29 protein-coding genes are annotated in these 26,685 nt (G+C 58.5%); 13 read left to right on the top strand and 16 right to left on the bottom strand.

What is annotated here, in order from left to right; translation table 11 throughout:
• The first annotated feature begins 3 nt into the window (after positions 1 to 3).
• A complete protein-coding gene (gene hcr, locus ACOI6Z_RS14785; protein ID WP_032455254.1) occupies positions 4 to 972 on the top strand; it encodes an NADH oxidoreductase in 969 nt (322 codons plus the stop codon).
• A gap of 86 nt (positions 973 to 1,058) precedes the next feature.
• On the opposite strand, the gene ACOI6Z_RS14780 is transcribed toward hcr, so the two are convergent.
• Entirely contained in the window at positions 1,059 to 1,493 is a 435-nt protein-coding gene (locus ACOI6Z_RS14780; RefSeq protein WP_032455253.1) for a DoxX family protein, read from the bottom strand.
• 151 nt (positions 1,494 to 1,644) lie between these two features.
• On the opposite strand from ACOI6Z_RS14780, the gene poxB reads away from it, so the two are divergent.
• The 4 genes from poxB (at position 1,645) to ACOI6Z_RS14760 (ending at position 6,957) form a co-directional block, all read left to right on the top strand.
• Complete coding sequence (poxB, locus tag ACOI6Z_RS14775; RefSeq protein WP_065812213.1) at positions 1,645 to 3,363, top strand: ubiquinone-dependent pyruvate dehydrogenase; 1,719 nt, start codon at positions 1,645 to 1,647, stop codon at positions 3,361 to 3,363.
• Positions 3,364 to 3,401: 38 nt separating this feature from the next.
• On the top strand, positions 3,402 to 4,403 hold the full coding sequence (gene ltaE, locus ACOI6Z_RS14770; RefSeq protein ID WP_023288996.1) for a low-specificity L-threonine aldolase: 1,002 nt from the start codon (positions 3,402 to 3,404) through the stop codon (positions 4,401 to 4,403).
• A 10-nt stretch (positions 4,404 to 4,413) separates the two neighbouring features.
• Entirely contained in the window at positions 4,414 to 5,856 is a 1,443-nt protein-coding gene (locus ACOI6Z_RS14765) for an SDR family oxidoreductase (protein ID WP_048297143.1), read from the top strand.
• Between the two features lie 87 nt (positions 5,857 to 5,943).
• Complete coding sequence (locus ACOI6Z_RS14760; RefSeq protein ID WP_420687438.1) at positions 5,944 to 6,957, top strand: NAD-dependent epimerase/dehydratase family protein; 1,014 nt, start codon at positions 5,944 to 5,946, stop codon at positions 6,955 to 6,957.
• Here ACOI6Z_RS14760 and ACOI6Z_RS14755 read toward each other — a convergent pair.
• Positions 6,954 to 7,784, bottom strand: a complete 831-nt coding sequence (locus tag ACOI6Z_RS14755; protein ID WP_064158123.1) for an N-acetylmuramoyl-L-alanine amidase — start codon at positions 7,782 to 7,784, stop codon at positions 6,954 to 6,956. The two genes, ACOI6Z_RS14760 and ACOI6Z_RS14755, sit on opposite strands and share 4 nt — an antisense overlap.
• Positions 7,785 to 7,815: 31 nt before the next feature.
• Positions 7,816 to 8,955 carry a GGDEF domain-containing protein gene (locus ACOI6Z_RS14750; protein ID WP_065812161.1) on the bottom strand — a complete coding sequence of 380 codons (1,140 nt, stop codon included), beginning with the start codon at positions 8,953 to 8,955 and terminating at the stop codon, positions 7,816 to 7,818.
• Positions 8,956 to 9,316: 361 nt separating this feature from the next.
• Between ACOI6Z_RS14750 and yahO the strand changes: the two genes are divergently transcribed.
• The 7 genes from yahO to artJ all read left to right on the top strand — a co-directional run bounded on the left by yahO (position 9,317) and on the right by artJ (position 14,372).
• Positions 9,317 to 9,589: a DUF1471 family periplasmic protein YahO gene (gene yahO / locus ACOI6Z_RS14745; RefSeq protein ID WP_023288992.1), complete on the top strand. Its 273-nt coding sequence runs from the start codon at positions 9,317 to 9,319 to the stop codon at positions 9,587 to 9,589.
• A gap of 254 nt (positions 9,590 to 9,843) precedes the next feature.
• On the top strand, positions 9,844 to 10,359 hold the full coding sequence (locus tag ACOI6Z_RS14740; protein WP_023288991.1) for a lipoprotein: 516 nt from the start codon (positions 9,844 to 9,846) through the stop codon (positions 10,357 to 10,359).
• A gap of 226 nt (positions 10,360 to 10,585) precedes the next feature.
• A complete protein-coding gene (artP, locus tag ACOI6Z_RS14735; RefSeq protein ID WP_032428704.1) occupies positions 10,586 to 11,314 on the top strand; it encodes an arginine ABC transporter ATP-binding protein ArtP in 729 nt (242 codons plus the stop codon).
• A 20-nt stretch (positions 11,315 to 11,334) separates the two neighbouring features.
• Positions 11,335 to 12,066, top strand: a complete 732-nt coding sequence (gene artI, locus ACOI6Z_RS14730; protein WP_002896390.1) for an arginine ABC transporter substrate-binding protein ArtI — start codon at positions 11,335 to 11,337, stop codon at positions 12,064 to 12,066.
• A 6-nt stretch (positions 12,067 to 12,072) separates the two neighbouring features.
• Positions 12,073 to 12,789, top strand: coding sequence for an arginine ABC transporter permease ArtQ (artQ, locus tag ACOI6Z_RS14725; RefSeq protein WP_023288989.1), 717 nt, complete (start codon positions 12,073 to 12,075; stop codon positions 12,787 to 12,789).
• Positions 12,789 to 13,457: an arginine ABC transporter permease ArtM gene (gene artM / locus ACOI6Z_RS14720; protein ID WP_004201338.1), complete on the top strand. Its 669-nt coding sequence runs from the start codon at positions 12,789 to 12,791 to the stop codon at positions 13,455 to 13,457. Before artQ ends, artM begins: the two co-directional genes overlap by 1 nt.
• Before the next feature lie 183 nt (positions 13,458 to 13,640).
• Positions 13,641 to 14,372 carry an arginine ABC transporter substrate-binding protein ArtJ gene (gene artJ, locus ACOI6Z_RS14715; RefSeq protein ID WP_004201336.1) on the top strand — a complete coding sequence of 244 codons (732 nt, stop codon included), beginning with the start codon at positions 13,641 to 13,643 and terminating at the stop codon, positions 14,370 to 14,372.
• A gap of 84 nt (positions 14,373 to 14,456) precedes the next feature.
• Here the strand turns inward: artJ and ACOI6Z_RS14710 are convergent, their stop codons facing one another.
• The 12 genes from ACOI6Z_RS14710 to ACOI6Z_RS14655 form a co-directional block, all read right to left on the bottom strand.
• Positions 14,457 to 15,929, bottom strand: coding sequence for a sensor histidine kinase (locus ACOI6Z_RS14710; protein ID WP_048334568.1), 1,473 nt, complete (start codon positions 15,927 to 15,929; stop codon positions 14,457 to 14,459).
• Complete coding sequence (locus tag ACOI6Z_RS14705; protein ID WP_023288987.1) at positions 15,926 to 16,642, bottom strand: response regulator transcription factor; 717 nt, start codon at positions 16,640 to 16,642, stop codon at positions 15,926 to 15,928. The genes ACOI6Z_RS14710 and ACOI6Z_RS14705 overlap by 4 nt, the downstream gene beginning before the upstream one ends.
• 78 nt (positions 16,643 to 16,720) lie before the next feature.
• Positions 16,721 to 17,848, bottom strand: a complete 1,128-nt coding sequence (gene rlmC, locus ACOI6Z_RS14700; RefSeq protein WP_032455246.1) for a 23S rRNA (uracil(747)-C(5))-methyltransferase RlmC — start codon at positions 17,846 to 17,848, stop codon at positions 16,721 to 16,723.
• 41 nt (positions 17,849 to 17,889) lie between these two features.
• Complete coding sequence (locus ACOI6Z_RS14695; protein ID WP_023288985.1) at positions 17,890 to 18,378, bottom strand: YbjO family protein; 489 nt, start codon at positions 18,376 to 18,378, stop codon at positions 17,890 to 17,892.
• Positions 18,379 to 18,435: 57 nt separating this feature from the next.
• A complete protein-coding gene (gene potI, locus ACOI6Z_RS14690) occupies positions 18,436 to 19,281 on the bottom strand; it encodes a putrescine ABC transporter permease PotI (RefSeq protein WP_023288984.1) in 846 nt (281 codons plus the stop codon).
• Positions 19,278 to 20,231, bottom strand: coding sequence for a putrescine ABC transporter permease PotH (potH, locus tag ACOI6Z_RS14685; protein ID WP_004201331.1), 954 nt, complete (start codon positions 20,229 to 20,231; stop codon positions 19,278 to 19,280). Before potH ends, potI begins: the two co-directional genes overlap by 4 nt.
• Before the next feature lie 10 nt (positions 20,232 to 20,241).
• Positions 20,242 to 21,375, bottom strand: coding sequence for a putrescine ABC transporter ATP-binding subunit PotG (potG, locus tag ACOI6Z_RS14680; protein ID WP_044521950.1), 1,134 nt, complete (start codon positions 21,373 to 21,375; stop codon positions 20,242 to 20,244).
• A gap of 161 nt (positions 21,376 to 21,536) precedes the next feature.
• Positions 21,537 to 22,649 (bottom strand): spermidine/putrescine ABC transporter substrate-binding protein PotF, encoded by a 1,113-nt coding sequence (potF, locus tag ACOI6Z_RS14675; RefSeq protein WP_023288982.1) that lies wholly within the window; start codon positions 22,647 to 22,649, stop codon positions 21,537 to 21,539.
• A gap of 348 nt (positions 22,650 to 22,997) precedes the next feature.
• Positions 22,998 to 23,477, bottom strand: coding sequence for a YbjN domain-containing protein (locus ACOI6Z_RS14670; RefSeq protein WP_064158119.1), 480 nt, complete (start codon positions 23,475 to 23,477; stop codon positions 22,998 to 23,000).
• Between the two features lie 88 nt (positions 23,478 to 23,565).
• Positions 23,566 to 24,468, bottom strand: coding sequence for a 30S ribosomal protein S6--L-glutamate ligase (gene rimK / locus ACOI6Z_RS14665; protein WP_023288981.1), 903 nt, complete (start codon positions 24,466 to 24,468; stop codon positions 23,566 to 23,568).
• 114 nt (positions 24,469 to 24,582) lie between these two features.
• Positions 24,583 to 25,305 (bottom strand): nitroreductase NfsA, encoded by a 723-nt coding sequence (nfsA, locus tag ACOI6Z_RS14660; RefSeq protein WP_032455244.1) that lies wholly within the window; start codon positions 25,303 to 25,305, stop codon positions 24,583 to 24,585.
• A complete protein-coding gene (locus tag ACOI6Z_RS14655; protein ID WP_004201326.1) occupies positions 25,289 to 25,576 on the bottom strand; it encodes a YbjC family protein in 288 nt (95 codons plus the stop codon). Before ACOI6Z_RS14655 ends, nfsA begins: the two co-directional genes overlap by 17 nt.
• 202 nt (positions 25,577 to 25,778) lie before the next feature.
• Here ACOI6Z_RS14655 and ACOI6Z_RS14650 point away from each other — a divergent pair, with 202 nt between their 5' ends.
• A complete protein-coding gene (locus ACOI6Z_RS14650; protein ID WP_002896352.1) occupies positions 25,779 to 26,042 on the top strand; it encodes a GrxA family glutaredoxin in 264 nt (87 codons plus the stop codon).
• A gap of 6 nt (positions 26,043 to 26,048) precedes the next feature.
• Here ACOI6Z_RS14650 and ybjM read toward each other — a convergent pair whose 3' ends face one another.
• Complete coding sequence (gene ybjM / locus ACOI6Z_RS14645) at positions 26,049 to 26,432, bottom strand: inner membrane protein YbjM (RefSeq protein WP_002896351.1); 384 nt, start codon at positions 26,430 to 26,432, stop codon at positions 26,049 to 26,051.
• Positions 26,433 to 26,685: the final 253 nt, after the last annotated feature.

The raw sequence follows: 26,685 nt of genomic DNA, 5'->3' as shown, positions 1-26,685 counted from the left end.
CTGATGACCATGCCAACCTCACAATGCCCGTGGCGAATGCAGGTGCATCACATCCATCAGGAAACGCCGGATGTGTGGACCGTTTCATTGCTCTGCCATGACTATTATCCGTACCGTGCCGGGCAGTACGCCCTGGTCAGCGTGCGTCATTCGGCAGAGACCCTGCGCGCTTACACTATTTCGTCCACGCCGGGCGTCAGCGAATATATTACGTTGACCGTTCGTCGTATTGACGATGGCGCGGGCTCACAGTGGCTCACCCGCGACGTAAAGCGCGGCGACTATATCTGGCTGTCAGACGCGATGGGGGATTTCACCTGCGAGGATAAAGCGGATGATAAGTTCCTGCTGCTGGCCGCTGGCTGCGGCGTCACGCCGATCATGTCGATGCGCCGCTGGCTGGCGAAGTACCGTCCGCAGGCCGACGTGCAGGTGATCTATAGCGTTCGTTCGCCGGAGGATGTGATCTTTGCCGAAGAGTGGCGCAACTATCCGGTTACCCTGGTGGCGGAGCACCACGCGACGCACGGTTTTGTCGCCGGCCGTCTGACCCCGGAACTACTGCAGAGCGTGCCGGATATCGCCAGCCGCACCGTGATGACCTGCGGGCCAGCGCCGTATATGGAGAAAGTTGAACAGGACGTTGCCGCCCTGGGTGTTACCCGCTTCTTTAAGGAGAAGTTCTTCACCCCGGTGGCGGAGGCCGCCACCAGCGGGCTGAAATTCACCAAACTGCAGCCGGCGCGAGAATTTTACGCGCCGGTGGGCACCACCCTGCTCGATGCGCTGGAGAGCAATCAGGTGCCGGTGACCGTCGCCTGCCGCGCCGGCGTCTGCGGCTGCTGCAAAACCAGAGTCGTTTCCGGGGAGTATAGCGTCACCAGCACCATGACGCTGACCGACGGCGAAATCGCCGACGGCTATGTGCTGGCCTGCTCCTGTCACCCGCTGGGCGATCTGGTTCTGGCCTGACCTTAAAAGGCCGGATGACGCTATGCTTATCCGGCCTCTGTTTCTGCTTTACGTCGTACGCAGTTGTTCCGCCTTTCGGCGCATGGCTATCGCCAGACCGACTGACCGGCCAGCGAGTAACGCCCGGCGCCCAAAAGCGCTATCGCCAGCGCGCCAACAAAAAAATAGACCAGATTCTCGATCGCCCACGCGCCCACCGCATCAAGCGCAAACGTCTTGCCGAGACCGACCATCAGCCACGCCACTACCATGGTGAAAGCCAACACCAGCGCCGCTGGGCGCGTCAGGATGCCGACAATCAACAAACAGGGGGCAACCACTTCCCCCACCAGCACACCGTAGGCGATAAACCCCGGCAACCCCTTCGCCACCAGCATCCCGCTAATGCCGTCCACGCCATCCAGCAGCTTGTGCAAACCGTGAAAGAGCATTAACCCGCCGACGGCGAGTCGTAACAAGAGTTTACCGGCATCTTCATGCGACAGCGTTCTGTTTACTGTGTTTAACAATCCCTTAACCATTTGATGTGCTTCCTGTTTTACACCCTTTGAGACCCCAGAGTATGCCCAATACTTCAGCAATAAAACCAGCGAAAAATTGAGGGAAATCGGCAACGTACGCTGCAGTTTCATCTAAGCTTGAAGGCGTTATCAAAAAAAGGAGATGGAGATCATGAAACAAACCGTGGCCGCATACATTGCCAAAACGCTGGAACAGGCCGGCGTGAAACGTATCTGGGGCGTCACCGGCGATTCCCTCAATGGATTGAGCGATAGCCTGAACCGCATGGGCACCATCGACTGGATGGCCACCCGGCACGAAGAGGTCGCCGCTTTCGCCGCCGGCGCGGAGGCGCAACTGACCGGCGAACTGGCGGTCTGCGCCGGTTCCTGCGGACCGGGTAACCTGCACCTGATCAACGGTCTGTTTGACTGTCACCGCAACCATGTCCCGGTGCTGGCGATTGCCGCCCACATCCCTTCCAGCGAGATTGGCAGCGGCTATTTCCAGGAGACCCATCCTCAGGAGCTGTTCCGCGAATGCAGCCACTACTGCGAGCTGGTCTCCACCCCGGAGCAGATCCCGCAGGTGCTGGCGGTGGCGATGCGTAAGGCGATGATTAACCGCGGCGTATCGGTGGTGGTTCTGCCCGGCGACGTGGCGCTGAAAGCCGCCCCGGAGAGCGCCAGCAGCCACTGGTACCATGCGCCGTTGCCGACGGTCTCCCCGGCCGACGAGGAGCTGCGCAAGCTGGCGCAGCTTATCCGCTACTCCAGCAATATCGCGCTCATGTGCGGTAGCGGCTGCGCCGGCGCCCACCAGGAGCTGGTGGAGTTCGCAGCGAAAATTAAAGCCCCCATCGTCCATGCGCTGCGCGGTAAAGAGCATGTGGAGTATGACAACCCGTATGATGTGGGCATGACCGGGCTGATTGGCTTCTCTTCTGGCTTCCACACCATGATGAATGCCGACACCCTGATCCTGCTCGGCACCCAGTTCCCCTATCGCGCCTTCTATCCGACCGACGCCAAAATTATTCAGATCGACATTAACCCCGGCAGCATCGGCGCGCACAGTAAGGTTGATATGGCACTGGTGGGCGACATCAAATCAACGCTAAAGGCGCTGCTGCCGCTGCTGGAAGAGAAAACCGATCGCCGCTTCCTCGATAAGGCGCTGGAGCACTATCGCGACGCGCGAAAAGGACTCGACGATCTGGCGAAGCCCAGCGAGAAGGCGATCCACCCGCAATATCTGGCGCAGCAGATCAGCCATTTTGCCGATGAAGACGCCATTTTCACCTGCGATGTCGGCACCCCGACCGTCTGGGCGGCACGCTATCTCAAGATGAACGGCAAACGCCGCCTGCTGGGTTCATTCAACCACGGCTCCATGGCCAACGCCATGCCGCAGGCCATTGGCGCCAAAGCCACCGCGCCGGAGCGTCAGGTGGTGGCCATGTGCGGCGACGGCGGGTTTAGCATGCTGATGGGGGATTTTCTGTCGCTGGCGCAGATGAAGCTGCCGGTGAAAATTATCATCTTTAACAACAGCGTGCTGGGTTTCGTGGCGATGGAGATGAAGGCCGGGGGCTATCTCACCGACGGCACAGAGCTGCACGACACCAACTTCGCCCGCATCGCCGAAGCCTGCGGTATTAAAGGTATTCGCGTTGAGAAAGCCGCCGAGGTGGATGAAGCGCTGCAGACCGCCTTCCGCACCGACGGTCCGGTGCTGGTCGACGTCGTGGTCGCCAAAGAGGAGCTGGCGATCCCGCCGCAGATCAAGCTGGAGCAGGCGAAAGGCTTTAGCCTGTATATGCTGCGGGCGATCATCAGCGGGCGCGGCGATGAAGTCATCGAACTGGCGAAAACCAACTGGCTCAGGTAAAACAGAAGCAATACTCTGAACCAGAACAAGGAAAAGCCGTGATCGATCTGCGCAGTGATACCGTTACCCGTCCCGGGCGCGCTATGTTGGAAGCCATGATGGCCGCCCCGGTCGGGGACGATGTGTATGGCGACGACCCTACCGTCAATGAACTTCAGCGCTACGCCGCCGACCTGGCCGGCAAAGAGGCGGCGCTGTTTCTGCCCACCGGCACCCAGGCCAACCTCGTCGGCCTGCTCAGCCACTGCCAGCGCGGCGAAGAGTATATCGTCGGCCAGGGGGCGCATAACTATCTGTACGAAGCCGGCGGGGCGGCGGTTCTCGGCAGTATTCAGCCGCAGCCGATTGACGCCGCGGCGGACGGCTCGCTGCCGCTGGATAAAGTCGCAGCGAAAATCAAACCTGACGATATCCATTTTGCCCCGACCCGCCTGCTGAGCCTGGAAAACACCCATAACGGTAAGGTGCTGCCGCGCGACTATCTCCAGGAAGCCTGGGCGTTTACCCGCCAGCGCGATCTGGCGCTGCACGTCGACGGCGCGCGCATCTTTAACGCCGTGGTCGCCTACGGCTGTGAGCTGCGCGATATCGCCCAGTACTGCGACTCCTTCACCATCTGCCTGTCAAAGGGGCTTGGCGCCCCGGTTGGCTCGCTGCTGGTCGGCAGTGAGGCGTATATTCGCCGCGCCGTTCGCTGGCGGAAAATGGTCGGCGGCGGGATGCGCCAGGCGGGCATTCTGGCCGCCGCCGGGCTGTACGCGCTGAAAAATAACGTGCAGCGCCTGCAGGAGGATCATGATAACGCCGCGTGGATGGCGGATCAGCTGCGCGCCATCGGCGCCGACGTCACCCGTCACGATACCAACATGCTGTTCGTTCGCGTCGGTGATGAACAGGCCCGGGCGCTCGGCGAGTTTATGCAGGCGCGCGGCGTGCTGATCAACGCCTCGCCCATCGTCCGTCTGGTCACTCACCTGGATGTCAATCGTCAGCAGTTGAGCGAAGTGGTCGCCCACTGGCAGGCTTTTTTACAACGCTAAGGAGTCAGGCGTGTCGCAATCGGTTTTGGTGCTCGGCGCCAGCGGCTATATTGGTCAGCATTTAGTCCGCGAATTAAGCGCACGGGGTTATCCGGTGCTGGCGGCGGCGCGCCATACCGACCGACTGCAAAAACTCGCTTTGCCCGGCGTCACCTGCCGGTCAGTCGATCTCAATCAGCCGCAGGCTCTGCCTGCGCTGCTCACAGGTATCGATACCCTTTACTATCTGGTACACGGCATGGGCGAAGGCGGCGATTTTATCGCCCATGAGCGTCGGGTGGCGACGCATGTTCGCGATGCCCTGCGCCAGACGCCGGTGCGTCAGATTATTTTTCTCAGCTCGCTGCAGGCTCCAGCGCAGGAGCAGTCCGACCATCTGCGCGCTCGTCAGGTCACCGGCGATCTCCTGCGCGAGTCGGGCGTGCCGGTAACCGAGCTGCGGGCCGGAATTATCGTCGGCGCCGGCTCCGCCGCCTTCGAGGTGATGCGCGACATGGTCTATAACCTGCCGGTGCTGACCCCCCCGCGCTGGGTGCGTTCGCGTACCACCCCTGTCGCGCTGGAAAACCTGCTCGTTGACCTCGTTGAGCTACTGAATCATCCTTCCGACGCGCACCGCGTCTTCGAAGCCGCCGGTCCGGAGGTGTTAAGCTATCAGCAGCAGTTCATTCGCTTTATGGCCGTCAGCGGCAAACACCGCCCGCTCATTCCGATTCCCCTGCCGACGCGCTGGATCTCGGTGTGGTTCCTCAATGTCATCACCTCGGTGCCGCCGACCATCGCCAAAGCGCTAATTCAGGGGTTGAAGCACGATCTGATCGCCGATGACCGGACGCTGCGGGCGCTGATCCCGCAAACGCTGGTCCCCTTCGATCAGGCGGTTCGCCGCACCCTGAAAGAAGAAGAGCAGCTGGTAAACTCCAGCGACTGGGGCTACGACGCCCAGGCTTTCGCCCGCTGGCGACCGGAGTATGGCTATTATCCGAAACAGGCAGGCTGCACCATCACCACTCAGGCGAGCCGCAAAGCCCTGTGGCAGGTCGTTAACCAAATCGGCGGTAAAGAGGGTTATTTTTTCGGCAATCTGCTGTGGAAAACCCGCGGCGCGATGGATCTGCTGGTCGGCCACCGGCTGGCCAAAGGGCGACCGCAGCGCGACTATCTGCAGACCGGCGATACGGTCGACAGCTGGAAGGTGATTATCGTGGAGGAAGAAAAACAGCTCACTCTGCTGTTCGGCATGAAAGCGCCGGGACTGGGCCGGTTAAGCTTTACCATTAACGATAAAGGCGATCGTCGTGAACTGGACGTCCGCGCCTGGTGGCACCCGCACGGTATGCCGGGCCTGGTCTACTGGCTGCTGATGATCCCGGCGCACCTGTTTATTTTCCGCGGTATGGCGCAACGCATCGCCCGGTTGGCCGAACAAATCTCAGGCAGAGTCGAAGGATAAGCATTATTCTTTCATGATTCTCATTGCATAGTCGGGAGAATCACGGAAAAATGCGCACGAAATTCTTTTCTGGGACAGTAGAGTAATATGAAGGTACTGGTTACCGGTGCGACCAGCGGATTAGGCCGCAACGCAGTGGAATATCTGCGCAACAAGGGCATCAGCGTGCGAGCGACCGGGCGCAACGAAGCGATGGGTAAGCTTCTGAGCAAAATGGGGGCGGAATTCATCCCGGCAGATTTAACCGAGCTGGTCTCTTCGCAGGCTAAAGTGATGCTCGCCGGTATCGATACCCTGTGGCACTGCTCAAGTTTCACCTCGCCCTGGGGCACGCAACAGGCTTTCGATCTCGCTAACGTCCGCGCCACCCGCCGCCTCGGCGAATGGTCGGTAGCATGGGGCGTACGCAATTTCGTCCATATCTCTTCGCCCTCGCTCTATTTTGATTATCACCACCATCGCGATGTTCAGGAAGATTTCCGCCCGCACCGCTTCGCCAATGAGTTTGCCCGCAGCAAGGCGGCCAGCGAAGAGGTGATCAACCTGCTGGCGCAGGCCAACCCGCACACCCGTTTTACCATTTTGCGCCCGCAGAGCCTGTTCGGGCCGCACGATAAAGTCTTTATTCCCCGGCTGGCGCAAATGATGCAGCACTACGGCAGCGTCCTGTTGCCGCGGGGCGGCAGCGCGCTGGTCGATATGACCTATTATGAAAATGCCGTCCACGCGATGTGGCTGGCGAGCCACCCTGCCTGCGATCATCTTCCCTCCGCCCGCGCGTGGAATATCAGCAATGGCGAACCGCGCACCCTGCGCAGCATCGTGCAGAAACTGATCGATGAGCTGGGCATCAAATGCCGGATCCGTTCAGTTCCCTACCCGATGCTGGATATTATCGCCCGCAGCATGGAGCGTTTTGGCGATAAAACGGCCAAAGAGCCGGCCTTTACCCACTACGGCGTCTCTAAACTTAATTTTGATTTTACGCTCGATATCACGCGCGCGCAGGATGAGCTGGGCTATCAGCCGGTGGTGACGCTGGACGACGGGATTGTGCGTACCGCCGCCTGGTTACGCGACCACGGTAAACTTCACCGCTAACCCTGGCCATATTTCTCTAACAGCGCCTCGGCTATCGCTTCGGTTTGCGCATCCGCTACGCCATCCCAGCGCTGGGGGCGGAAGTGCATCTGGAAGGCGATAATTACCCGTTTCTTCTGCGCGGGAGTCATCTCCGGCGTGACCTGATAGCCGTAGCGCGCCAGCAAATCCAGCACCTCCTCAGGGTCCACTGGCTCACTGGGCGGCCGCCCGTTCAGATAAAAAGCCACCCGCTGCTCGTCCGGCCAGGCGCCAATCCCCTGCTGCGCCAGCTGTTGCCAGGGGAACAACGGCCCCGGATCGTCTTTGCGCTGCGGGGCGATATCGGCATGGGCCACCACGTTCTGCGGCGCGATGTGGTAGCGGGTGATAATATCGCGCGCCAGCGGGATCAGGGCCGCGATCTGTTCCGGGTGAAAGGGGGTAAAGCTTTTACCTCCCGCGGTCTTCTGCCAGCCGCGGTTTTCCAGTTCAATACCGATGGAAGTATCGTTGATGCGCGTGCTGCCGCGCCAGTAGCTTACACCGGCGTGCCAGGCCAGATCCTCTTCCGGCACCAGCTGCCAGATCCGCGGTTTATTATGGTGGCGCGGCGGCTGTTCAGGAATTAAATAGTGGGAGCTGACCTCTTTATCGGTCAGGGTCGCCAGAGAAGTATCAAAGTTGTCTGCCGTATAGTGGATCACCAGCACTTTTATTCGCGGATAGGCCGCCTGCGCCGGATGGCGGGTGTCCAGCTGGTATCCATCGCGATCGATAATCCCTTTTTCGCCGGCACAGCCGCTTAGCAGTAACGCCAGCAGCGCGATCAGCGCAATCCGTGTCATTGTTTCATCCTTGCCCGGCAGCGTCTCCGGGTTAATAAGACCATCGATTTCGTCCTTTATTTTTCGCCTGGTACAGCGCGCTGTCCGCCCGGGCGATCAGCGTCTCCATCGGAACCGTGCCGTCGGAGGCGACGACCCCCATACTGACGGTCACCACCGAGGCCACCGCCGAAGCCTCATGGGGGATCGCCGCCTCGCTAATTTTCTGCTGAATGCGCTCGGCAATGGAGGTGGCTCGCGCTAAGGAAACCCCCGGCAGCGCGATGACAAACTCTTCGCCGCCGTAGCGGGCGACCAGATCGCCCTCTGCCCGTACCGCCATTTTAAGCACCTGGGCGACAGTCGATAAGCAATCGTCGCCAGCCTGATGGCCATAGTGGTCGTTGTAACGCTTAAAGTAATCGACGTCGATCATCATCAGCGCCAACGGCGTTTTTTGCTGCCAAATCTCCGCCAGATAGGCATTCAGCGCCCGGCGATTCGCGGTCCCGGTTAATGCATCCTGGTTGGCAATACTTTCCAGCCGCTGAATAAGCCGCATATTTTCCTGATGCGTCTTCCAGGCCTCATCATACCAGCGCTTAAGAATACGCCTGCCATAGAGTAAAATCGCCGTAAAAATGCCCCACAGGATCAAAAAGCGGACCTCAGTGTGAGGGTGGTTCTGTATACCCGCCAGCAAGGCGGTTCCCCATAGCGGAAGCATAAAAGCGATAATGCCGGGCCAATGGTGATACAGCGCGGCGAGGCCGGTGGTCATTAATATCACCAGCAGCGGCCAGGCGAAGGGCAGTGTCCAGAAAAAGATAAAACAGTAATTACTCAGGGACCAGCACAGGCTGAGTGCCAGCTGCAGGCCGGTGATAATACTCAACGTATAGCGCCCCTGCGCCAGGCGCGGCGTGACGGCAATAATGGCTAAAATTACCGAAATAATAATAACCGCGATCAGCGCGACTTCGACATAAGGAATAACCGCCTGGTGCGTTAACAGCTTCTTATCAAAATGAGTAAAGATAAAATTGCGGAAGAAAACTATTAACGCAAAAGCGATATTGACAAAGGCCAGCCAGGGCATACTCATGGATAGCGCATGGCGCTGGACATTATCTCTGGTGGCCCACAGCTCGGTTCGCAGCTGGCGGACGCCCTCTTGCTTATTTGTTAACATCTTATCTCCCTGGTGACCTGCATGACCATGGGCGCAGACCCTGCTTTGCTTTATGATAAACCATGTTTCCGGGAATGTCTGTCAACGCTGCCCCCCTTTCTGCCCCGGCGCCTTAAGCTGATTTTCTGCTAACGTCAGATGAAAAGGGTCTGGTCCTCTCCCTATGTGTATCCGGCAAAAAAAAGCAAGCATTATCAATGCGAAATACGTCATCTTTTCTTTAAAAAAGAGTTAACTAACCGTCATAAAATTGCAGTATTCCACTTGAAAAAAAAACGGTGTTAGTACAATCTGAAACCGCTCATTGGTGAGATAAAACAAGAGCATGATGATAGCAAGATAAACAATGGAGTCTAAAAATATGAAATATGCAGCTTTAGTGGCAGGTGCAGCATTGTTTTTAACGGCGAACGCCTTCTCTGCAGAAATTTTAACGAAAGAAGCCTTCGATAAGGTCCATACGCAATATACTAAAATCGGTACCATTTCTTCTACCGGTCAGACTGCACCCAGCGATGCCCGTGAAGAACTGATTAAAAAGGCCGATGAGAAAGGCGCAGACGTTATCGTGCTCTCTTCCGGTAATACCGATAAAAAACTGCACATCTCCGCTAACATCTATAAGAAGAAGTAATTAATCTTATATTTCAAGAAACATTATCATATTGCCCGGGTAATGTTTCTTGTTTGCCCAAAAAGTCTGTTTATTTTTAAACGGCCCCCAGATTTTCCTGCCTTAATATCATACAGCGATCTCCCCTGTCGATGTCCTGCCCTAAGGCCGTAGTCACATCAAGGTCTTAGCTCTTTGCGTCAAGTACAATCCGCACGCTATACGCTATGCTTTAACGGAAACTGAAAACGTAGTTCGCTTATAAGGAAATCATCATGCGCTACAAACTTCTTGCAGCACTTCTCCCTTGCGCGCTGGCGCTCAGCGCCTGTACGACCGTCACCCCGGCCTATAAAGATAATGGCACCCGCAGCGGCCCCTGTGTCGAAGGCGGCCCTGACGACGTAGCGCAAAAATTCTACGACACCCAGCTCCAGAACCGTACGCAGGATCCGGCGGCGCTGCGCCCCTATCTCAGCGACGGCCTGGCGAAGTTACTCAATGACGCCCGTCAGGATCCGGCCAACAGCAAACTGCTGCAGGCTAACCTGTTCTCGAGCAGCAGCACCCCGGCGGACAGCGCCGTCGTCGCCAGCGCCTCAACCATCCCTAATCGCGATGCGCGCAACATTCCGCTGCGCGTGGAGCTAAAGCAGGGAACCCAGAGCTGGAAAGACGAAGTGCTGATGATCCAGGAAGGCCAGTGCTGGGCCGTCGATGACGTTCGCTATCTCGGCAACAACAGCCACGCGCCGGCCGGGACGTTGCGACAGAGTCTGGAGAAACGTTAGTTCCGGAGTTGAAGCGACGTCGCTGAAACGATAACCCCGGTAAAATGTCGGTATTCGCCCCGAGAATGCCGACATTTACTCCCCCCTCACCCACCAGGCAATATTTTGTGCTAACTTTAAAGCTAAACGTGGTTTAGATTTAACTTTTAACGCATAAATATTGCATAACTATTCTGCCAAAGGTAGTATTTGCGGCCTCAATAGCTATTCGTATCAGACTGCCCAGATGAGTATTAAACTAAACGGCATTAATTGCTTCTACGGCGCGCACCAGGCGCTGTTCGACATCACGCTGGATTGCCCGCAGGGGGAAACGCTGGTGCTGCTCGGCCCCAGCGGTGCCGGGAAGAGCTCGCTGCTGCGCGTACTCAACCTGCTGGAGATGCCGCGTTCCGGTTCATTAACCATCGCCGGTAACCATTTCGACTTCACCAGAGCGCCGTCCGATAAAGCGATTCGCGAACTGCGGCAGAACGTCGGCATGGTCTTTCAGCAGTACAACCTGTGGCCGCACCTGACGGTACAGCAGAACCTGATCGAGGCCCCCTGTCGCGTACTGGGGTTAAGCAAGGATCAGGCGCTGGCTCGCGCAGAGAAGCTGCTGGAGCGCCTGCGTCTGAAGCCCTACAGCGATCGTTACCCGCTGCATTTATCCGGCGGTCAGCAGCAGCGTGTGGCGATCGCCCGCGCGCTGATGATGGAGCCGCAGGTTCTGCTGTTCGATGAGCCTACCGCGGCGCTCGACCCGGAAATCACCGCCCAGATCGTTAGCATCATCCGCGAGCTGGCTGAAACCGGCATCACCCAGGTTATCGTCACCCATGAAGTTGAAGTGGCGCGCAAGACGGCAAGCCGGGTGGTGTATATGGAAAATGGCCATATCGTCGAGCAAGGGGATGCCTCCTGCTTCACGCATCCGCAAACTGACGCGTTTAAAAACTATCTTTCACACTGATGTTTTTCGGGGAAATGACGATGAAAAAAGTACTGATTGCCGCCCTGCTCGCAGGCATGAGCCTCTCCGCTTCCGCCGCGCAAACCATTCGTTTCGCCACCGAGGCCTCCTACCCTCCGTTTGAGCTGGTGGATGCCAACAACCAGATCGTCGGTTTCGATGTGGATCTGGCTAACGCGCTGTGTAAAGAGATCGACGCCACCTGTACCTTTACCAACCAGGCCTTTGACAGCCTGATCCCGGGCCTGAAATTCCGCCGTTTCGACGCGGTCATGGCCGGGATGGACATCACGCCTGAGCGTGAAAAGCAGGTCCTGTTCTCCACCCCGTATTATGACAACTCGGCGCTGTTCGTCGGTCAGCAGGGCAAGTTCACCAGCATTGACCAGCTGAAGGGCAAAAAAGTGGGCGTACAGAACGGCACCACCCACCAGAAATTTATCACGGATAAACATCCGGAAATCACTACCGTGCCTTACGACAGCTACCAGAATGCGAAGCTGGATCTGCAGAACGGTCGTATTGACGCGGTCTTCGGTGATACCGCCGTGGTCACCGAATGGCTGAAGAGCAATCCGAAGCTGGCGGCCGTGGGCGATAAAGTGACCGACAAAGCCTATTTCGGCACCGGGCTGGGCATTGCCGTGCGTCAGGGCAACACCGACCTGCAGCAGAAATTTAACGCTGCGCTGGAAAAAGTGAAGAAAGACGGCACTTACCAGACCATCTATAACAAATGGTTCCAGAAGTAAGACTGAATGAACGAAATTTTTCCATTAGCAAGCGCCGCCGGGATGACCGTCGGCCTTGCCGTTTGCGCGCTCGCCATCGGCCTCGTCCTGGCGATGCTCTTCGCGGTACTGGAGTCAGTGAAATGGCGCCCGGTAGCCTGGCTTGCAACCGGCATTGTGACCATTCTGCGCGGCCTACCGGAAATTCTGGTGGTGCTGTTTATCTATTTCGGCTCGTCCCAGCTGCTGCTGACGCTCTCTGACGGTTTCACCATCCCGCTCGGGTTCACGCAGATCCCGGTGCAGATGCAGATTGAGAACTTTGACGTCAGTCCGTTCCTCTGCGGGGCGATCGCCCTGTCGCTGCTGTATGCCGCCTACGCCTCGCAAACGCTGCGCGGCGCGCTGAAAGCCGTTCCGCAGGGTCAGTGGGAGTCCGGCCAGGCGCTGGGGCTGTCGAAAGCGGCCATTTTCTTCCGCCTGGTGATGCCGCAGATGTGGCGCCATGCCCTGCCCGGTCTCGGCAACCAGTGGCTGGTGCTGCTGAAGGACACCGCGCTGGTGAGCCTGATCAGCGTCAACGATCTGATGCTGCAGACCAAAAGCATCGCCACCCGCACTCAGGAGCCCTTTAACTGGTATATCATTGCCGCAGCAATCTATCTCGTCATCACCCTGTTGAGTCAATACATTCTTAAGCGGATTGACCAGCGTGCGACGCGCTTCGAACGGAGACCAGGCTGATGCTCGACTACTTACCCGAACTGCTGAAAGGCCTGCATACCAGCCTGACGCTGACCGTGGCGTCGATTATCGTGGCGCTGATCCTGTCGCTGATCTTTACCATTATCCTGACGCTGAAGACGCCGGGGCTGGTGTGGATAGTGCGCGGCTACATCACCCTGTTTACCGGTACGCCGCTGCTGGTGCAGATCTTCCTGATCTACTATGGCCCCGGGCAGTTTCCTTCGCTGCAGGAATATCCATGGCTGTGGCATCTTATCTCCGAGCCGTGGCTGTGCGCCCTGATCGCCCTGTCGCTTAACAGCGCCGCCTATACCACCCAGCTGTTTTACGGCGCCATCCGGGCGATCCCCGACGGGCAATGGCAGTCGTGCAGCGCGCTGGGGATGAGTAAAAAGGATACCCTGGCGATCCTGCTGCCGTACGCCTTTAAACGCGCGCTGTCGTCCTACTCCAACGAAGTGGTGCTGGTGTTCAAAAGTACCTCTCTGGCCTACACCATCACCCTGATGGAAGTGATGGGTCACGGCCAGCTGCTGTACGGACGGACCTACGACGTGATGGTGTTCGGCGCCGCCGGGATTATTTATCTCATCGTCAACGGGTTGCTGACCCTGTTGATGCGCCTGGTGGAGCGCAAAGCGCTAGCTTTCGAACGGCGTAACTAGCGCCTGGCGTATTTGCATAATAAGCGAACAACAAGACGGACAAGTCTAATACCTGTCCGTCTTTTTTTATATCAAATAAAATAGTTAATCATTTTTATTGAATACAAATTCATTTAATGGCATTGTCACCCTATGCCGCAGACACGGCGAATAATCATAAGATTGACAGACGGGAGTTCCACGATGAAAAAGTTAGTTCTGGCTGCACTGCTCACCACGTTCACCTTCGGCGCCGCCGCCGCGGAGAAAATCAGCTTCGGCGTGTCCGCGACCTATCCGCCGTTTGAATCGATGGACGCGAATAACCAGATTGTCGGCTTTGATATCGATCTGGCCCATGCGCTGTGCAAACAAATGCAGGCAGAATGCACCTTTACCAACCACGCGTTTGACAGCCTGATCCCGGCGCTGAAGTTTAAGAAGTATGACGCGGTGATTTCCGGAATGGATATTACGCCGGAACGCAGCAAGCAGGTGGCCTTCACCGACCCGTACTACGCCAACTCCGCGCTGGTGATCGCCAAAAAAGACGCGTTCCACTCGTTCGATGATTTGAAAGGCAAACGGATCGGCATGGAAAACGGCACCACCCACCAGAAATATCTGCAGGATAAACATCCTGAGGTGAAGACCGTCGCCTATGACAGCTACCAGAACGCGATTATCGACCTGAAAAATGGCCGTATCGACGGCGTGTTCGGCGACACGGCGGTGGTCAACGAGTGGCTGAAAACCAACCCGCAGCTGGGGGCAGCCACGCCGAAAGTAACCGATCCGCAATACTTTGGCACCGGCCTTGGGATTGCCGTGCGCCCGGATAACAAGGCGCTGCTGGAGAAACTGAACGCCGCGCTGAAGGCGATTAAAGCCGACGGTACCTACCAGAAAATCAGCAACCAGTGGTTCCCGGAGTAACTTTTTTGCCGGGGGGGCGCTGCGCTTACCCGGCCTGCTCCGTCCCCGTAGCCGGGTAAGGCGTAGCCGCCACCCGGCAATTTCTCAAAGTGGCACGAAGAACCTGAACCGCGCCCCGCTTACCGACTCCACCAGCCGGATCCCGCCCCCGTGCAGCTCCAGCATCCGTTTCACAATCAGCAGTCCTAACCCACCGCGATCCTCCCGCGACGCCTGGGTAGACAACGCCGACGGCCGCTGGAACAGATCATCGCGCAGCGCGGCATCGACGCCCGTTCCGTTGTCTGCCACTTCAACCTGGAGCTGTTGATTCTCCTGCCAGACCGCCAGACGGATCTCCCCGCCGACGGGAGTATGCCGCATCGCGTTATCGAGCAGGTTGGTCACCACCCTCTCAATCATCGACACATCGGCGTTGATCAGCGGCAACGGCCCCGGCACATCAATTTGCAGGTTCACCTCGCGCGTGCGGGCGGTGAGTTCAAACTTCTGCGCCACGTCGGAAATCAGCTCCGCCATCGCGAAACGCTCGCGCTGCGGCTTAATGCTCCCGTGCTCCAGTCGCGCCAGCTCAAACAGCTGCTGTGAAAGATGGCGCACCTTGTTGCCCTGGCGCAGGGCGATGGTGAGATACTGCCTGCGCTCCTCGGCGGTCAGCCTTTCGTCCTTCAGGGTCAGCGTTTCCAGATACCCCAGCAGCGAAGTCAGCGGTGTGCGCAAATCGTGGGAAATATTGGCCACAAATTCGCGGCGCTGGCGGTCGCTGTCGGCCAGCCGATCCCACTGACCGGCTATCTGCCGGGCAAGGTCAATAAAGCGGTTCTCAAGAACCGCTACCTCGTTACCGGGCTGTGGCTCCGGCGTGCGGGCCGCCAGGGTTTTGATGGCGCTGATGCTGTCCCGATCGTTCGCCGCCACCTGGGCGGTGAGCTGGCGGACAGGCCGGGTAACCCAGAACCATGCCAGGCCTCCCGCCAGCAGACCAAACAGGGCCACCAGTAGCAGGGTCCACAGAACAATGCTCCACAGCGTTTTTTGCCAGGCGTCGGCCGCCAGCTGATTAAAGGTCTCCCCCTGCAAAATGATATACAGGTAGCCGCGCAGCTGGCCGTCGACGCGCAGCGGGGCGGCGCTGAAGACTTTTCGCCCGTCGAGGCTGCGGGGATCGTCGCCATACACCGGCGACGTACTGCCGGTGAGAAAAACCTGTACCGGCGCCATGTCGATCCGCTGGCGCTGGATATGGCCCGGCGGCGCCGCATCGGCCAGCAGGTCGCCATCCGGCGACAGCAGATAGAGCTCCACGCTGGGATTAAAGGTCATCAGGCGGTCAAACAGCGACTTCAGGGTTTGCCGGTTGACCTCGCCATGGGCGTCCAGCAGCGGTTCGCGGGCCACAATTTGCTGAGCCAGCCCGGCGGAGAGGCGCTGCACCATGGCGTTGCCATACTGCGCGCTGCTGTGTAACTGAACGGCGCACACCGCCGCCGCGCACAGCATCAGCAGGGAGACCACCACCAGCGCCAGCCGCTGGCTGAGGCTCAGGCGGCGGATCACGGGGCGGCCTCCTGGGTCACCGGGGCGAACTTATAGCCTTTTCCCCAGACGGTCAGAATGATGTCCGGCTCGGCCGGGTCACGTTCGATTTTGCTGCGCAGGCGGTTGATATGAGTATTGACCGTGTGCTCATAGCCCTCATGCTGATATCCCCAGACCTGCTCCAGCAGCGCCAGCCGGGAAAACACCTCCCCGGGATGGCGGGCAAAGTAATACAGCAGCTCGAATTCGCGCGGGGTGAGGTCCACCATCTCGCCGCGCAGCCTCACTTCGCGGGACAACGGATCGATGCTCAGACCATGGCAGGACAGGCGCCCGGCGTCCATCAGCAGGTTCTGCCCCATCGCCTCCTGGCGACGAAACAGCGCTTTAACGCGGGCGATAAGTTCCAGTAACGAAAAGGGTTTCGCCAGATAGTCGTCGGCGCCCATCTCCAGGCCCAGCACACGGTGCATTTCGCTGGTGCGAGCGCTGATGATGATCACCGGCAGATAGCGGGTCATCTGGCGGATGCGCCGGCAGATCTCCAGGCCGTCGACGCCGGGCAGCATCAAATCGAGGATCACCGCATCCCAGACCCGCGTTTCCAGTCGGGCGAGGGCCTGGCCGCCATCGGCCTCATGCACAATCTGATAGCCCTCATCCTGCAGATTGAGCCGCAGCAGCGTGGCTATATCCTCATCATCTTCCACCAGCAGAATGGTTTTGGCCATTAGATTCCCCCCACCAATAACAAAACATGCTGCGTCAAGCTTACCCGATTTCGGCGGCGCAAAGCCTTCACATTTTGTTTAAACTTCGCGGACCAGCAGGGTCAGCACTTCGTAGTGGGCGGTATGAGGGAACATATCAAACAGCTGGACCCGCTCGACGCGATAGCCGCTAAGACGGGCAATGTCGGTCGCCATGGTGCGGGCGTTACAGCTGGAATAGATAATGTAGGGCGGCGCCATGCGGCTTAAATAGTCGCACAGTTCAGGGCCAATGCCGCGTCGCGGCGGGTTGACCAGCACCAGCTGCGGGATATCCGCTTCATGCGTGGCGAACCGCGTGGAGTCCAGCGCCTGAAAATGCAGATTGCCGAGCCCCAGCTGCGCGGCAGACTGCCTGGCGCAGGCGATCGCTTCCGGGGCTATCTCTATCCCGGTCAGGCGCATCGCCGGCGTCGCGCAGTGCAGGCCAAAACCGCCGACGCCGCAAAACAGATCCCACATATGCTGGACCGGCAGCGCGCGCACCCAGTCGCGGGCGGTGGCGTACAGCCGGCTGGCTACCGTCGGGTTAGTCTGAAAGAAGCTTTGCGGACGGATCCACAGCGGCACCTCATTAAAGACCTCGCCCAGCGCCTGCTGTTCGGTGAAGAAGATCTCCTGTTCGCCTTCCATGATTGCCATATGCACCGGCTGGATATTCGCCGTGATCACCTTGAGCTGCGGGAGCTGTGCCTGCAGCCAGGGCAGCGCGGCGCGCAGCTGGGCCACCTTGGCCTCTGAGCGCAGCACGAAGCGCAGCATCATCTCCCCCTGCTGGCTGGCGGTCAGCAGCAGATATTTCAGCTCCCCGCGCTTGCGCGCGACGTTGTAGGGAGTTAACCCGGCGCGGGCGATAAAGGGCTTCAGGCCGGCAAACACCGGCGCAAACTCGGCGGGATAGAGCGGGCAGTCGGTGAGGTCCACCGGGGTGCCATCGCGGTGCAGCATCCCCAGTAGCGGACGCTCAACGCTGCCGCTGACCACCATTTTGGCCTTGTTACGGAAAGCCGCCTCCGGCCCGCTGACCGGCTCGCCCCAGTCGGCGACGGGGATTGCCGCCAGCAGCGTGCGCAGGTCGGCCATTTTATCGGCGAGCTGTTGCGGAACCGACCGTTCCAGCCATTGACAGGAACGGCAGCGGCCGGCGTCGTAGAGTGCGCAATGCATAATTGACCTTCAAAATTCCAGGGGCGGGGATTGTATCACCGTTATTGCAGGCGGAAAAACCGACGGCAGGTCGCTGGCACAAACAGCAGCGTCAGGACCAGCAGATCCGGCAGTTTTTGCATCACCAGCGAGTGGAAGATCTCCCGTTTGGATTCGCCGGGAATACTGAACAGCTCCGGATACCCGTAGCCCAGCGACGCCGCCCACAGGTAGCCGGCGGCTATCATCTGCGTCAGCAGATAGACCCAGCGCGCCCAGTTGCGCCCTTTCACCAGCGAGAAGGCGCACCAGATTTCGATAAACACCAGCGCCAGGCTGCCGAGGAAGACCAGCGTCAGGTTCCAGGTCTGGACGCTACGGTGTATGAATTCGTTCAGCCCCTGCAGGCCCAACAAATTGAGGATCATCAGCAGATCCAGACCGCGAATCAAAATAATCGCAAAGGCCGCCACCTGCACCAGCGCAGGGACGTTAAGGCGGGCATGCGATGAGCGAGTTTTCGTAAACAATCCCAACGTAATGTCTTCCATGAAAACGGCGCCACAGAGTGGCGCCGACCGGAGGCTGCTGTACCGATTTTAGGTGGTTCAGCCTTGTCTTGCACGCTGGATATCGCGCACTCGCTGCTTTTCTGCGCGGGCCATCAAATACCAGGCGATAAAACCAACAACGCCGACCACGCCGAGGATGAGCGTCGCCAGGGCGTTAATCTCCGGGTTGACCCCCATGCGCACGCTGGAGAAGACCAGCATCGGCAAGGTCGTGGCCCCGGGACCGGAGACAAAGCTGGCGATCACCAGGTCATCCAGCGACAGCGTGAAGGCCAGCAGCCAGCCGGAGATCACCGCTGGCATAATCATCGGCAGCGTGATGACGAAGAAGACCTTCAGCGGCGCGGCGCCCAGATCCATCGCCGCCTCTTCGATCGAGTGGTCCAGCTCACGCAGGCGCGAGGAGATCACCACCGCCACGTAGGCGGTACAGAAGGTGACGTGCGCCAGCCAGATGGTCAGCATCCCGCGATCCGACGGCCAGCCGATGGCATGTCCCAGCGCCACGAACAGCAGCAGCAGCGAGAGCCCGGTGATCACGTCCGGCATGACCAGCGGCGCGGTGATCATAAACGCGAAGCCGTTGGAGCCGCGAAAACGTCCAAAGCGCACCATCACCACCGCGGCGATGGTGCCAAGGATCGCCGCCGCCGTCGCCGCGCAGGCGGCGATAGTCAGGCTGAGCCCCACCGCGCTCATCATCGCGTCATCGTGGAACAGCTCGCTATACCAGCGCGTTGACCACCCGGCCCAGACCGTCACCAGCTTTGAGCTATTGAAGGAGTAGATCACCAGCATCAGCATCGGGGCATAGAGGAAGGTGAACCCGAGCACGAGGATCAGAATGCGCCACGGCGAGCGTACTACCGGCAAGTCGTTCATCCCTGCTCTCCCATCTGTTTTTGCTGGTGCTTATGGAACCACATGATCGGCACGATCAGCAGCAGCAGCATGACAATCGCTACCGCCGAAGCCACCGGCCAGTCACGGTTGTTAAAGAACTCCTGCCACAGCACGCGGCCAATCATAATGCTGTCCGGCCCGCCCAGCAGCTCCGGGATCACGAACTCCCCCACCGCCGGGATAAACACCAGCATGGAGCCAGCGATAATCCCCCCTTTGGTGAGCGGAACAATCACCTGAAAGAAGGTCTTCAGCGGCCGGGCGCCGAGATCCAGCGAGGCCTCCACCAGCGAATAGTCGATGCGGGTCAGCGCGGTGTAGATAGGCAGCACCATAAACGGCAGATAGGCATAGACGATACCGATATATACCGCCAGGTTGGTGTGCAGGATCTCCAGCGGCTGATCGATAACCCCTAGCCACAGCAGGAAGTTATTCAACACCCCGTTGCTTTTCAGCAGTCCCATCCAGGCATAGACGCGGATCAAAAACGACGTCCACGACGGGAGGATCACCAGCAACAGCAGAATATTGCGCGTCGACGGCTTGCTGTGCGCCACCGCCCAGGCCAGCGGATAGCCCAGCAGCAGGCAGCAGAGCGTCGAGATGCCCGCCACCTGCAGCGACTGCAGATAAGCCTCAAAATAGAGCGGATCGTCGGTCAGCTGCAGGAAGTTGGCAAAGTTAAGGGTCAGCGTCAGCTGACCATCCGCCCACTCCATCAGATCGGTGTAGGGAGGGATCGCCCGCGCCATCTCGGCAAGACTTATCTTGAACACGATCAGGAACGGCAGCATAAACAACAGGATCAGCCACAGATAGGGCAGCGCGATCACCAGCTTGCGGCCATGCGCCATCTGCAGACGCGCCGCCCACAGCGCGAAGCCGCCCGGTTTTTTCGCCCCTGACGGGGATTCAACGGTACTCATCGCCCTCTCCTTACACCGTCAGTACAACGCAGCTGTCCGCATCCCAGCATAAACGCACCTCGTCACCCCAGGTGGGCGTCCCTTTCCGATGGCGGTGCTCATTCTGCAGCTGGGCGCTGATCATCTGCCCGCTTTGCAGGCGCACATGGTAGATGGAGAGATCCCCCAGATAGGCGATATGAATCACCTCGCCGACGGCAAAATTGTAGCCATCCGCCGGCGGCTCATCGCACAGCATGATCTTCTCCGGACGCAGCGCCACCCACACCGGCACGTTGTCCACCACCGAGGCGTCGGGGTCGACCTTCAGCGGATGCACCAGTCCCGGCGAGCGCAGCACCAGGCCATCTTCCAAACGCTCTTTCACCAGCCCTTCAAAGACGTTCACCGAGCCGATGAACTCGGCGCTGTAGCGGGTGGTCGGGTGCTCGTAAATCTCTTCCGGTTCGCCAATCTGCACAAACTTGCCGCGGTTCATGATGGCGATACGGCCCGCCATGGTCATGGCCTCTTCCTGATCGTGAGTCACCATCACGCAGGTCACGCCAACGCGCTCAAGAATATCCACCACCTCCAGCTGCATGCGATCGCGCAGCTTTTTATCCAGCGCCCCCATCGGCTCGTCGAGCAGCAGCAGCTTTGGTCGTTTCGCCAGGCTGCGCGCCAACGCGACGCGCTGGCGTTGACCGCCAGAGAGCTGGTGCGGCTTACGTTTAGCGAACTCCTGCATGTGCACCAGAGCCAGCATCTCCTGCACCCGGGCGGTGATTTCCGCCTTAGGCAGACGATCCTGCTTCAGACCGAAAGCGATATTCTGCTCAACGGTCATATGGGGGAACAGGGCGTAGGACTGGAACATCATATTGATAGGCCGCTGATAGGGCGGTACGCGCGCCAGATCCACGCCGTCGAGCATAATCTGTCCGGCGGTCGGTTGCTCAAAGCCCGCCAGCATGCGCAGCAGGGTCGATTTCCCGCAGCCTGATGCGCCCAGCAGAGCAAAAATTTCGCCTTTATAAATAGTGAGACTGACATCGTCGACAGCGTGCTGGCCATCAAACGACTTGGTTAAGTTACGGATTTCCAGCAGCGGGGTCAGCGCTTTGGGGGCTTTCGCCTGTGGGCGGGGCATTACGTCGTTCAATCGGGTGCTCTCCGGCAAAAAAACGATCACCATATGGTCCGGTGCCATACTTCGTGCTTAACAGTGCAGGTGCACCATCCTGGTGCTTCTGCTCGCCGGGCGCGCTGCCATTTCCCGGCGAGTGCCGTTCTGATACGGCCCGCTTACCGGGCCGTCAGAGTTTATTTACCGCTCTTCACTTTGGTCCACGCGCGGGTGCGCACGCGGTCGATCTTCGGATCCTGCACCTTCAGCGTGAACAGTTTGGCGAACACATCCGCTGGCGGATAAATCGCCGGGTTGTTACGGATAGTCTCGCTGACCAGCGGCGTAGAGGCCTTGTTGCCGTTGGCGTAGAACACTTGGTCGCTGATTTTGGCGATCACATCCGGGCGCATTAGATAGTTAAGGAACTGATAGGCCTCATCTTTATTCTTAGCGTCGGCCGGCATCGCAAAGACGTCAAAGAACGCCAGGGCGCCTTCCTTCGGAATAAAGTAGGAGACGTTGACGCCGTTCTTCGCCTCTTTCGCGCGGTTCGCCGCCTGCCAGACGTCCCCAGCCCAGCCGATCGCCACGCAGATGTCGCCATTGGCGAGGTCGTTAATATATTGCGAAGAGTGGAAGTAGCGGATGTTCGGCCGCAGCTTCAGCAGCAGATCGGTGGCCGGACCGGTGTAATCATTCGCTTTGCTGCTGTTCGGATCCTTGCCAAGGTAGTTCAGCACGGTGGCGAAAATCTCTTCCGGCGCGTCGAGGAAGGAGACGCCGCAGCTTTTCAGTTTTTCTAGGTTCTCCGGCTTCAGCACCAGATCCCAGCTGTCCACCGGCGCATCTTTGCCGAGGACGGCTTTCACTTTATCAACGTTGTAGCCAATGCCCGTCGTCGCCCACAGGTAAGGCATGGCGTATTTATTCTCCGGGTCATGCTTGGCGACCAGCTTCAGCACTTCGGGGTCGAGATTCTTCCAGTTCGGCAGCTTGCTCTTATCCAGCGGCTGGAACACGCCCGCCGCCAGCTGGCGCTCAAGGAAGCTGGCCGATGGCACCACCAGATCGAAACCGGTGCTGCCGGCCATTAATTTACCTTCCAGCACTTCATTGGAATCAAAAACGTCATACACGACTTTAATCCCGGTCTCTTTTTCGAAATTGGCCACGGTGTCCGGCGCAATATAATCAGACCAGTTATAGACATGCAGGGTTTTTTGTTCGGCGGCGAGCGAACCGGCAGAGACGGCCATCAGCGCACCCGTAACCAGACCTGTTAACCATTTTTTACCAAAGGCGGTCATATCTCTTTTCCTTCTCAACGCCCGTTAACTTACGGGCTCAAATATACGCATTTCTACGCATGCAAAAATCATGCATATTTTTTCATTGCCTGAGAAAAGGAGAGCGGATCTCTCCCGGAGTGGTTGCTCGCAACTGGAAGCATCGCCAGAATAACTGTAGCCAGAATAAGAGGCTATAGCCCAGGTAAAAAAACGCCTTTTATCAAATTTTTATGCAATAACGGTCTACGTGATAAGCCAAAACGGCCTGAATGGCGGTGAATAATGCTTTAAAGAAAGGTTAAATGCAGAATAAAAGCGGGTAATACGCAGCCGCTGCGGTAGTGGCTGCGCTAATTTTAGGCAGGTTTAGTGAAGAAAATGGTATTGCACGTTTTCTGCGACCGGCTCTTCTTCTTCGCCTTTGTACAGCAGCTGATTGGCGCCGGCTTCGAGGATCACCATCGAGATCTGCTCCTCACTTTGGCGGAAGAACCAGGCGAACTGCTCCATCGTCACCCCGGGGCCGATAGACAGCGACTGGCAGACCACCAGCTTGGGCAAATTATCGTCCTGAATGTCGATAAACGCCTTCACGGTTAACGAACTGGCGTTGATGGCCGAGAGATCCGCCGACAGCGCCAGTAAAGCAGACGGCTTCACCTCCGCCAGGGCGGAAAAGAGCACCACGTTATCCACCAGGTCAATTTTGGCATCAAAAATACCGTCGAAATTCTGCATATGCGGCAGGTGCAATGCCTGACAGGAATCGCACTCAAAAAAGCTGATGCCGATCTCATCCAGCCAGCGACGTAGCGTATCCAGACCTGGAACGACCAGTGAATCCATAGTGCCTGTGACCTCTTACAGTGGAAAAACGACGCCATAGCTTACGCAAAAAAAGCGCCGCATACCATGACAGTCTTGCATCCGGCGGTTAGCCGCCTATTTTCAAACAGAATTCCGGTGTCGCCTGGCGCTCGATCCAGGCGATCATCCTGCTGGCGATGTCCACGCCGGAGGTGGTTTCCACGCCTTCCAGTCCGGGCGAGGCATTCACCTCCATCACCAGCGGCCCGCGGGTGGCGCGTAAAATATCGACACCGGCGACGTCCAGGCCCAGCGTTTGCGTCGCCTTGATGGCAATGGCGCGCTCCTCATCGCTAATCTGCGCCACCGTAGCCATGCCGCCACGGTGCAGGTTAGAGCGAAAATCGCCCTCTTTCGCCCGCCGTTCGATCGCCGCCACCACCTCATTGCCAACTACCAGGCAGCGAATATCGCAGCCTTTCGCCTCGGCAATATACTCCTGCACCAGGATGTGGGCGTTCAGCCCGCGAAAGGCGTCGATCACGCTCTCCGCCGCCTGGCGGGTCTCCGCCAGCACCACGCCGATCCCCTGGGTACCCTCCACCAGCTTCACCACCAGCGGCGCGCCGCCGACCATGGCGATCAGATCGCTGGTGTCATCGGGGGAGTGAGCGATGCCGGTCAGCGGCAGATCGATGCCCTGGCGCGCCAGCAGCTGCAGCGAGCGCAGCTTATCGCGAGCGCGGGTGATGGCGACCGATTCGTTCAGCGGATAGCTTCCCAGGAGCTCAAACTGACGCAGGGCCGCGGTGCCATAGTAGGTGATCGCCGAGCCAATGCGCGGGATCACCGCATCAAAGTGCGGCAGCTGGCGCCCTTTATAGTGGATCGAAGAGGCTACCGGGCTGACGTTCATATAACAGGAAAGCGGATCGAGGATCTCGACCTGATGCCCGCGCTGTTGCGCCGCTTCGCGCAGGCGTCGACATGAATAAAGCGTTCCATCCCGGGATAATATGGCAATTTTCATCCTGCACCTCTGCAAAAAGACCCGCACTGGCGGGCCTCAGCTATCGAACACACATCCACCTTTCCTGCCGCCAGCGGCGGATACCGCCTGGCCGGAGCAGCAGTGTACACGTAATCAGCGCGTTGCCCACCCCTGCTTATGCAGATAGTCGAGAATAAACGGACGACTCTCTTTCACGATAGTGCGACGGATATGATCGCTCCAGGTATCGCGGCGGGCGTTGCTGCCGCGCGACAGATAATAGTGCGCCAGCTGTTCGTCATACTCAGCCAGCAGCGCGTTATCCAGCGGCTGATAGCGGTTCTCATGCACCAGCATGGCGGCCGGCATCCGCGGCTTGATGTCCGGGTTATCCGCCGGCCAGCCAAGGCAAAGACCGAACAGCGGCAGGACGTGCTGCGGCAGCTCCAGCAGCTCGGTCACCGCCTCGATGCTGTTGCGCAACCCGCCGATATAGACGCCACCCAGCCCGAGGGACTCGGCGGCGGTCAGCGCGTTTTGCGCCAGCAGCGCCGTATCGACAACGCCGATCAGCAGCTGTTCCGCCAGCCCCAGCTCCGCCTGCGGGCAGATCTGCAGGTGGCGGTTAAAGTCGGCGCAGAAGACCCAAAACTCCGCCGCCTGGGCGACGTGCTGCTGGCCGCCGGTCAGCGGGACCAGACGTTCACGCAGGGCCGGGTCGGTAATACGGATGATGGAGGTGCACTGTAAAAAACTCGAGGTAGATGCCGCTTGCGCGCTGGCGATAATCGCCGCGCGCTGTTCGTCGCTCACGGGCGCATCGGTGAAGTGGCGGATAGAACGGTGGCTGCGCAGCAGCTCAATGGTCGGCGTCATTTCGTTTTTCTCTGTCAGACAAGGATTCAGGCTCAGGAGAGTGGGTTAACTGCGGGGCCACGATCTGCGCCATCCGCCACATCACGACGATGGCGGCGGGGATCATCAGCACGATCCCGGCAAAGAGCATCACCAGCGCCGCGGTCGGGCTGGCAATGGGCGCAGGCAGCTGGACATACTGGTTAAGCGAGAGCCAGGCGAGGGTTAACAGCCCCATCCCGAGGATCTCAACCAGCAGTATGCTTTTTGGCAACGGGGCAAATTTTCGCATCACGCCTCTCCGGTTGATAAACGCGGCGCGCCAGCCAATGCCACCGCGCCGCCGGGTCAGTATACGGGTTTTGATAGTACGACATTTATCAAACATAGCCGTAAACCATCGAAGCAAAAGGCAGAACCTTCTTTCCCTCACCGGCCAATGCAGGCATCATAAGCGCCATTCGCCATCCGGCTGAGGTTTAAGGAGAGAAGCAATGTTTACCGTTATTTTTGGTCGTCCAGGCTGCCCTTACTGCGTTCGCGCCAAAGAGCTGGCAGAAAAACTGACCAACGAGCGTGATGACTTTAACTACCGTTACGTGGATATTCACGCCGAAGGCATCAGCAAAGCTGATCTGGAAAAAACCGTCGGCAAACCGGTTGAAACCGTACCGCAGATTTTCGTCGACCAGAAACACATCGGCGGTTGCACCGATTTCGAAGCCTGGGCGAAAGAGAACCTTGGCCTGTTTGCCTGAGTAAATTTATTTACTCGATGAATGACTGCGCCAGGTATCAAGCCAGGCGCAGATAAACAAAAAGCACAACGCCCCGAGCGCACACCAGAACACCGCGCTCAGTACCCACGCCATCTCCTGCCAGAACGTCCGGTGCGTGACGAAAAACAGCCGCATCGTCACCATACAGACCGGCGCCGCCAGTATCGCGCCGAGCAAAGGACGCAGCACCCGCCGTCCGGGAGAGAGACAGCTCGCCGCCGCCCCTGGCAGCAAAAAGAAGAGCAGGCCCAGCTCCGGGTTGCCGCTGGCGCGAAAGGCCCCTTTCATATGTAACAACAACGATAAGCACACCACAATGAACAGAACGAAGCCACAGATAATGCCGGCCCAACTACGCTCAGATTTCACCGTATCCTCCTGATGTTGCCTCTAACTCACGTCCACGTCGCCCAGTCAGATAAAGCATTTCGGCAATCCATGCCAATAACTCCCCTACCAGCCTAAAAACGATTGTCACTAGCCGCCGCATCCAGGAAGGATTAAACTAGCGGGTATATTTTTGCTGGTTATAACAGGGTGCCAGAATAGGTTCGCGACAACGCGAACGCCTGAGCAACCTTAGACCAAATAACCATTTCCTTCAACAACTTACTAGTAAACG

It is taken from the genome of Klebsiella sp. C239 (genome assembly GCF_048822715.1).
GTDB classification, from domain to species: domain Bacteria; phylum Pseudomonadota; class Gammaproteobacteria; order Enterobacterales; family Enterobacteriaceae; genus Klebsiella; species Klebsiella quasipneumoniae.
Note: the sequence above shows the minus strand (reverse complement) of the source record. Positions and strands in the feature narration are given on the sequence as shown.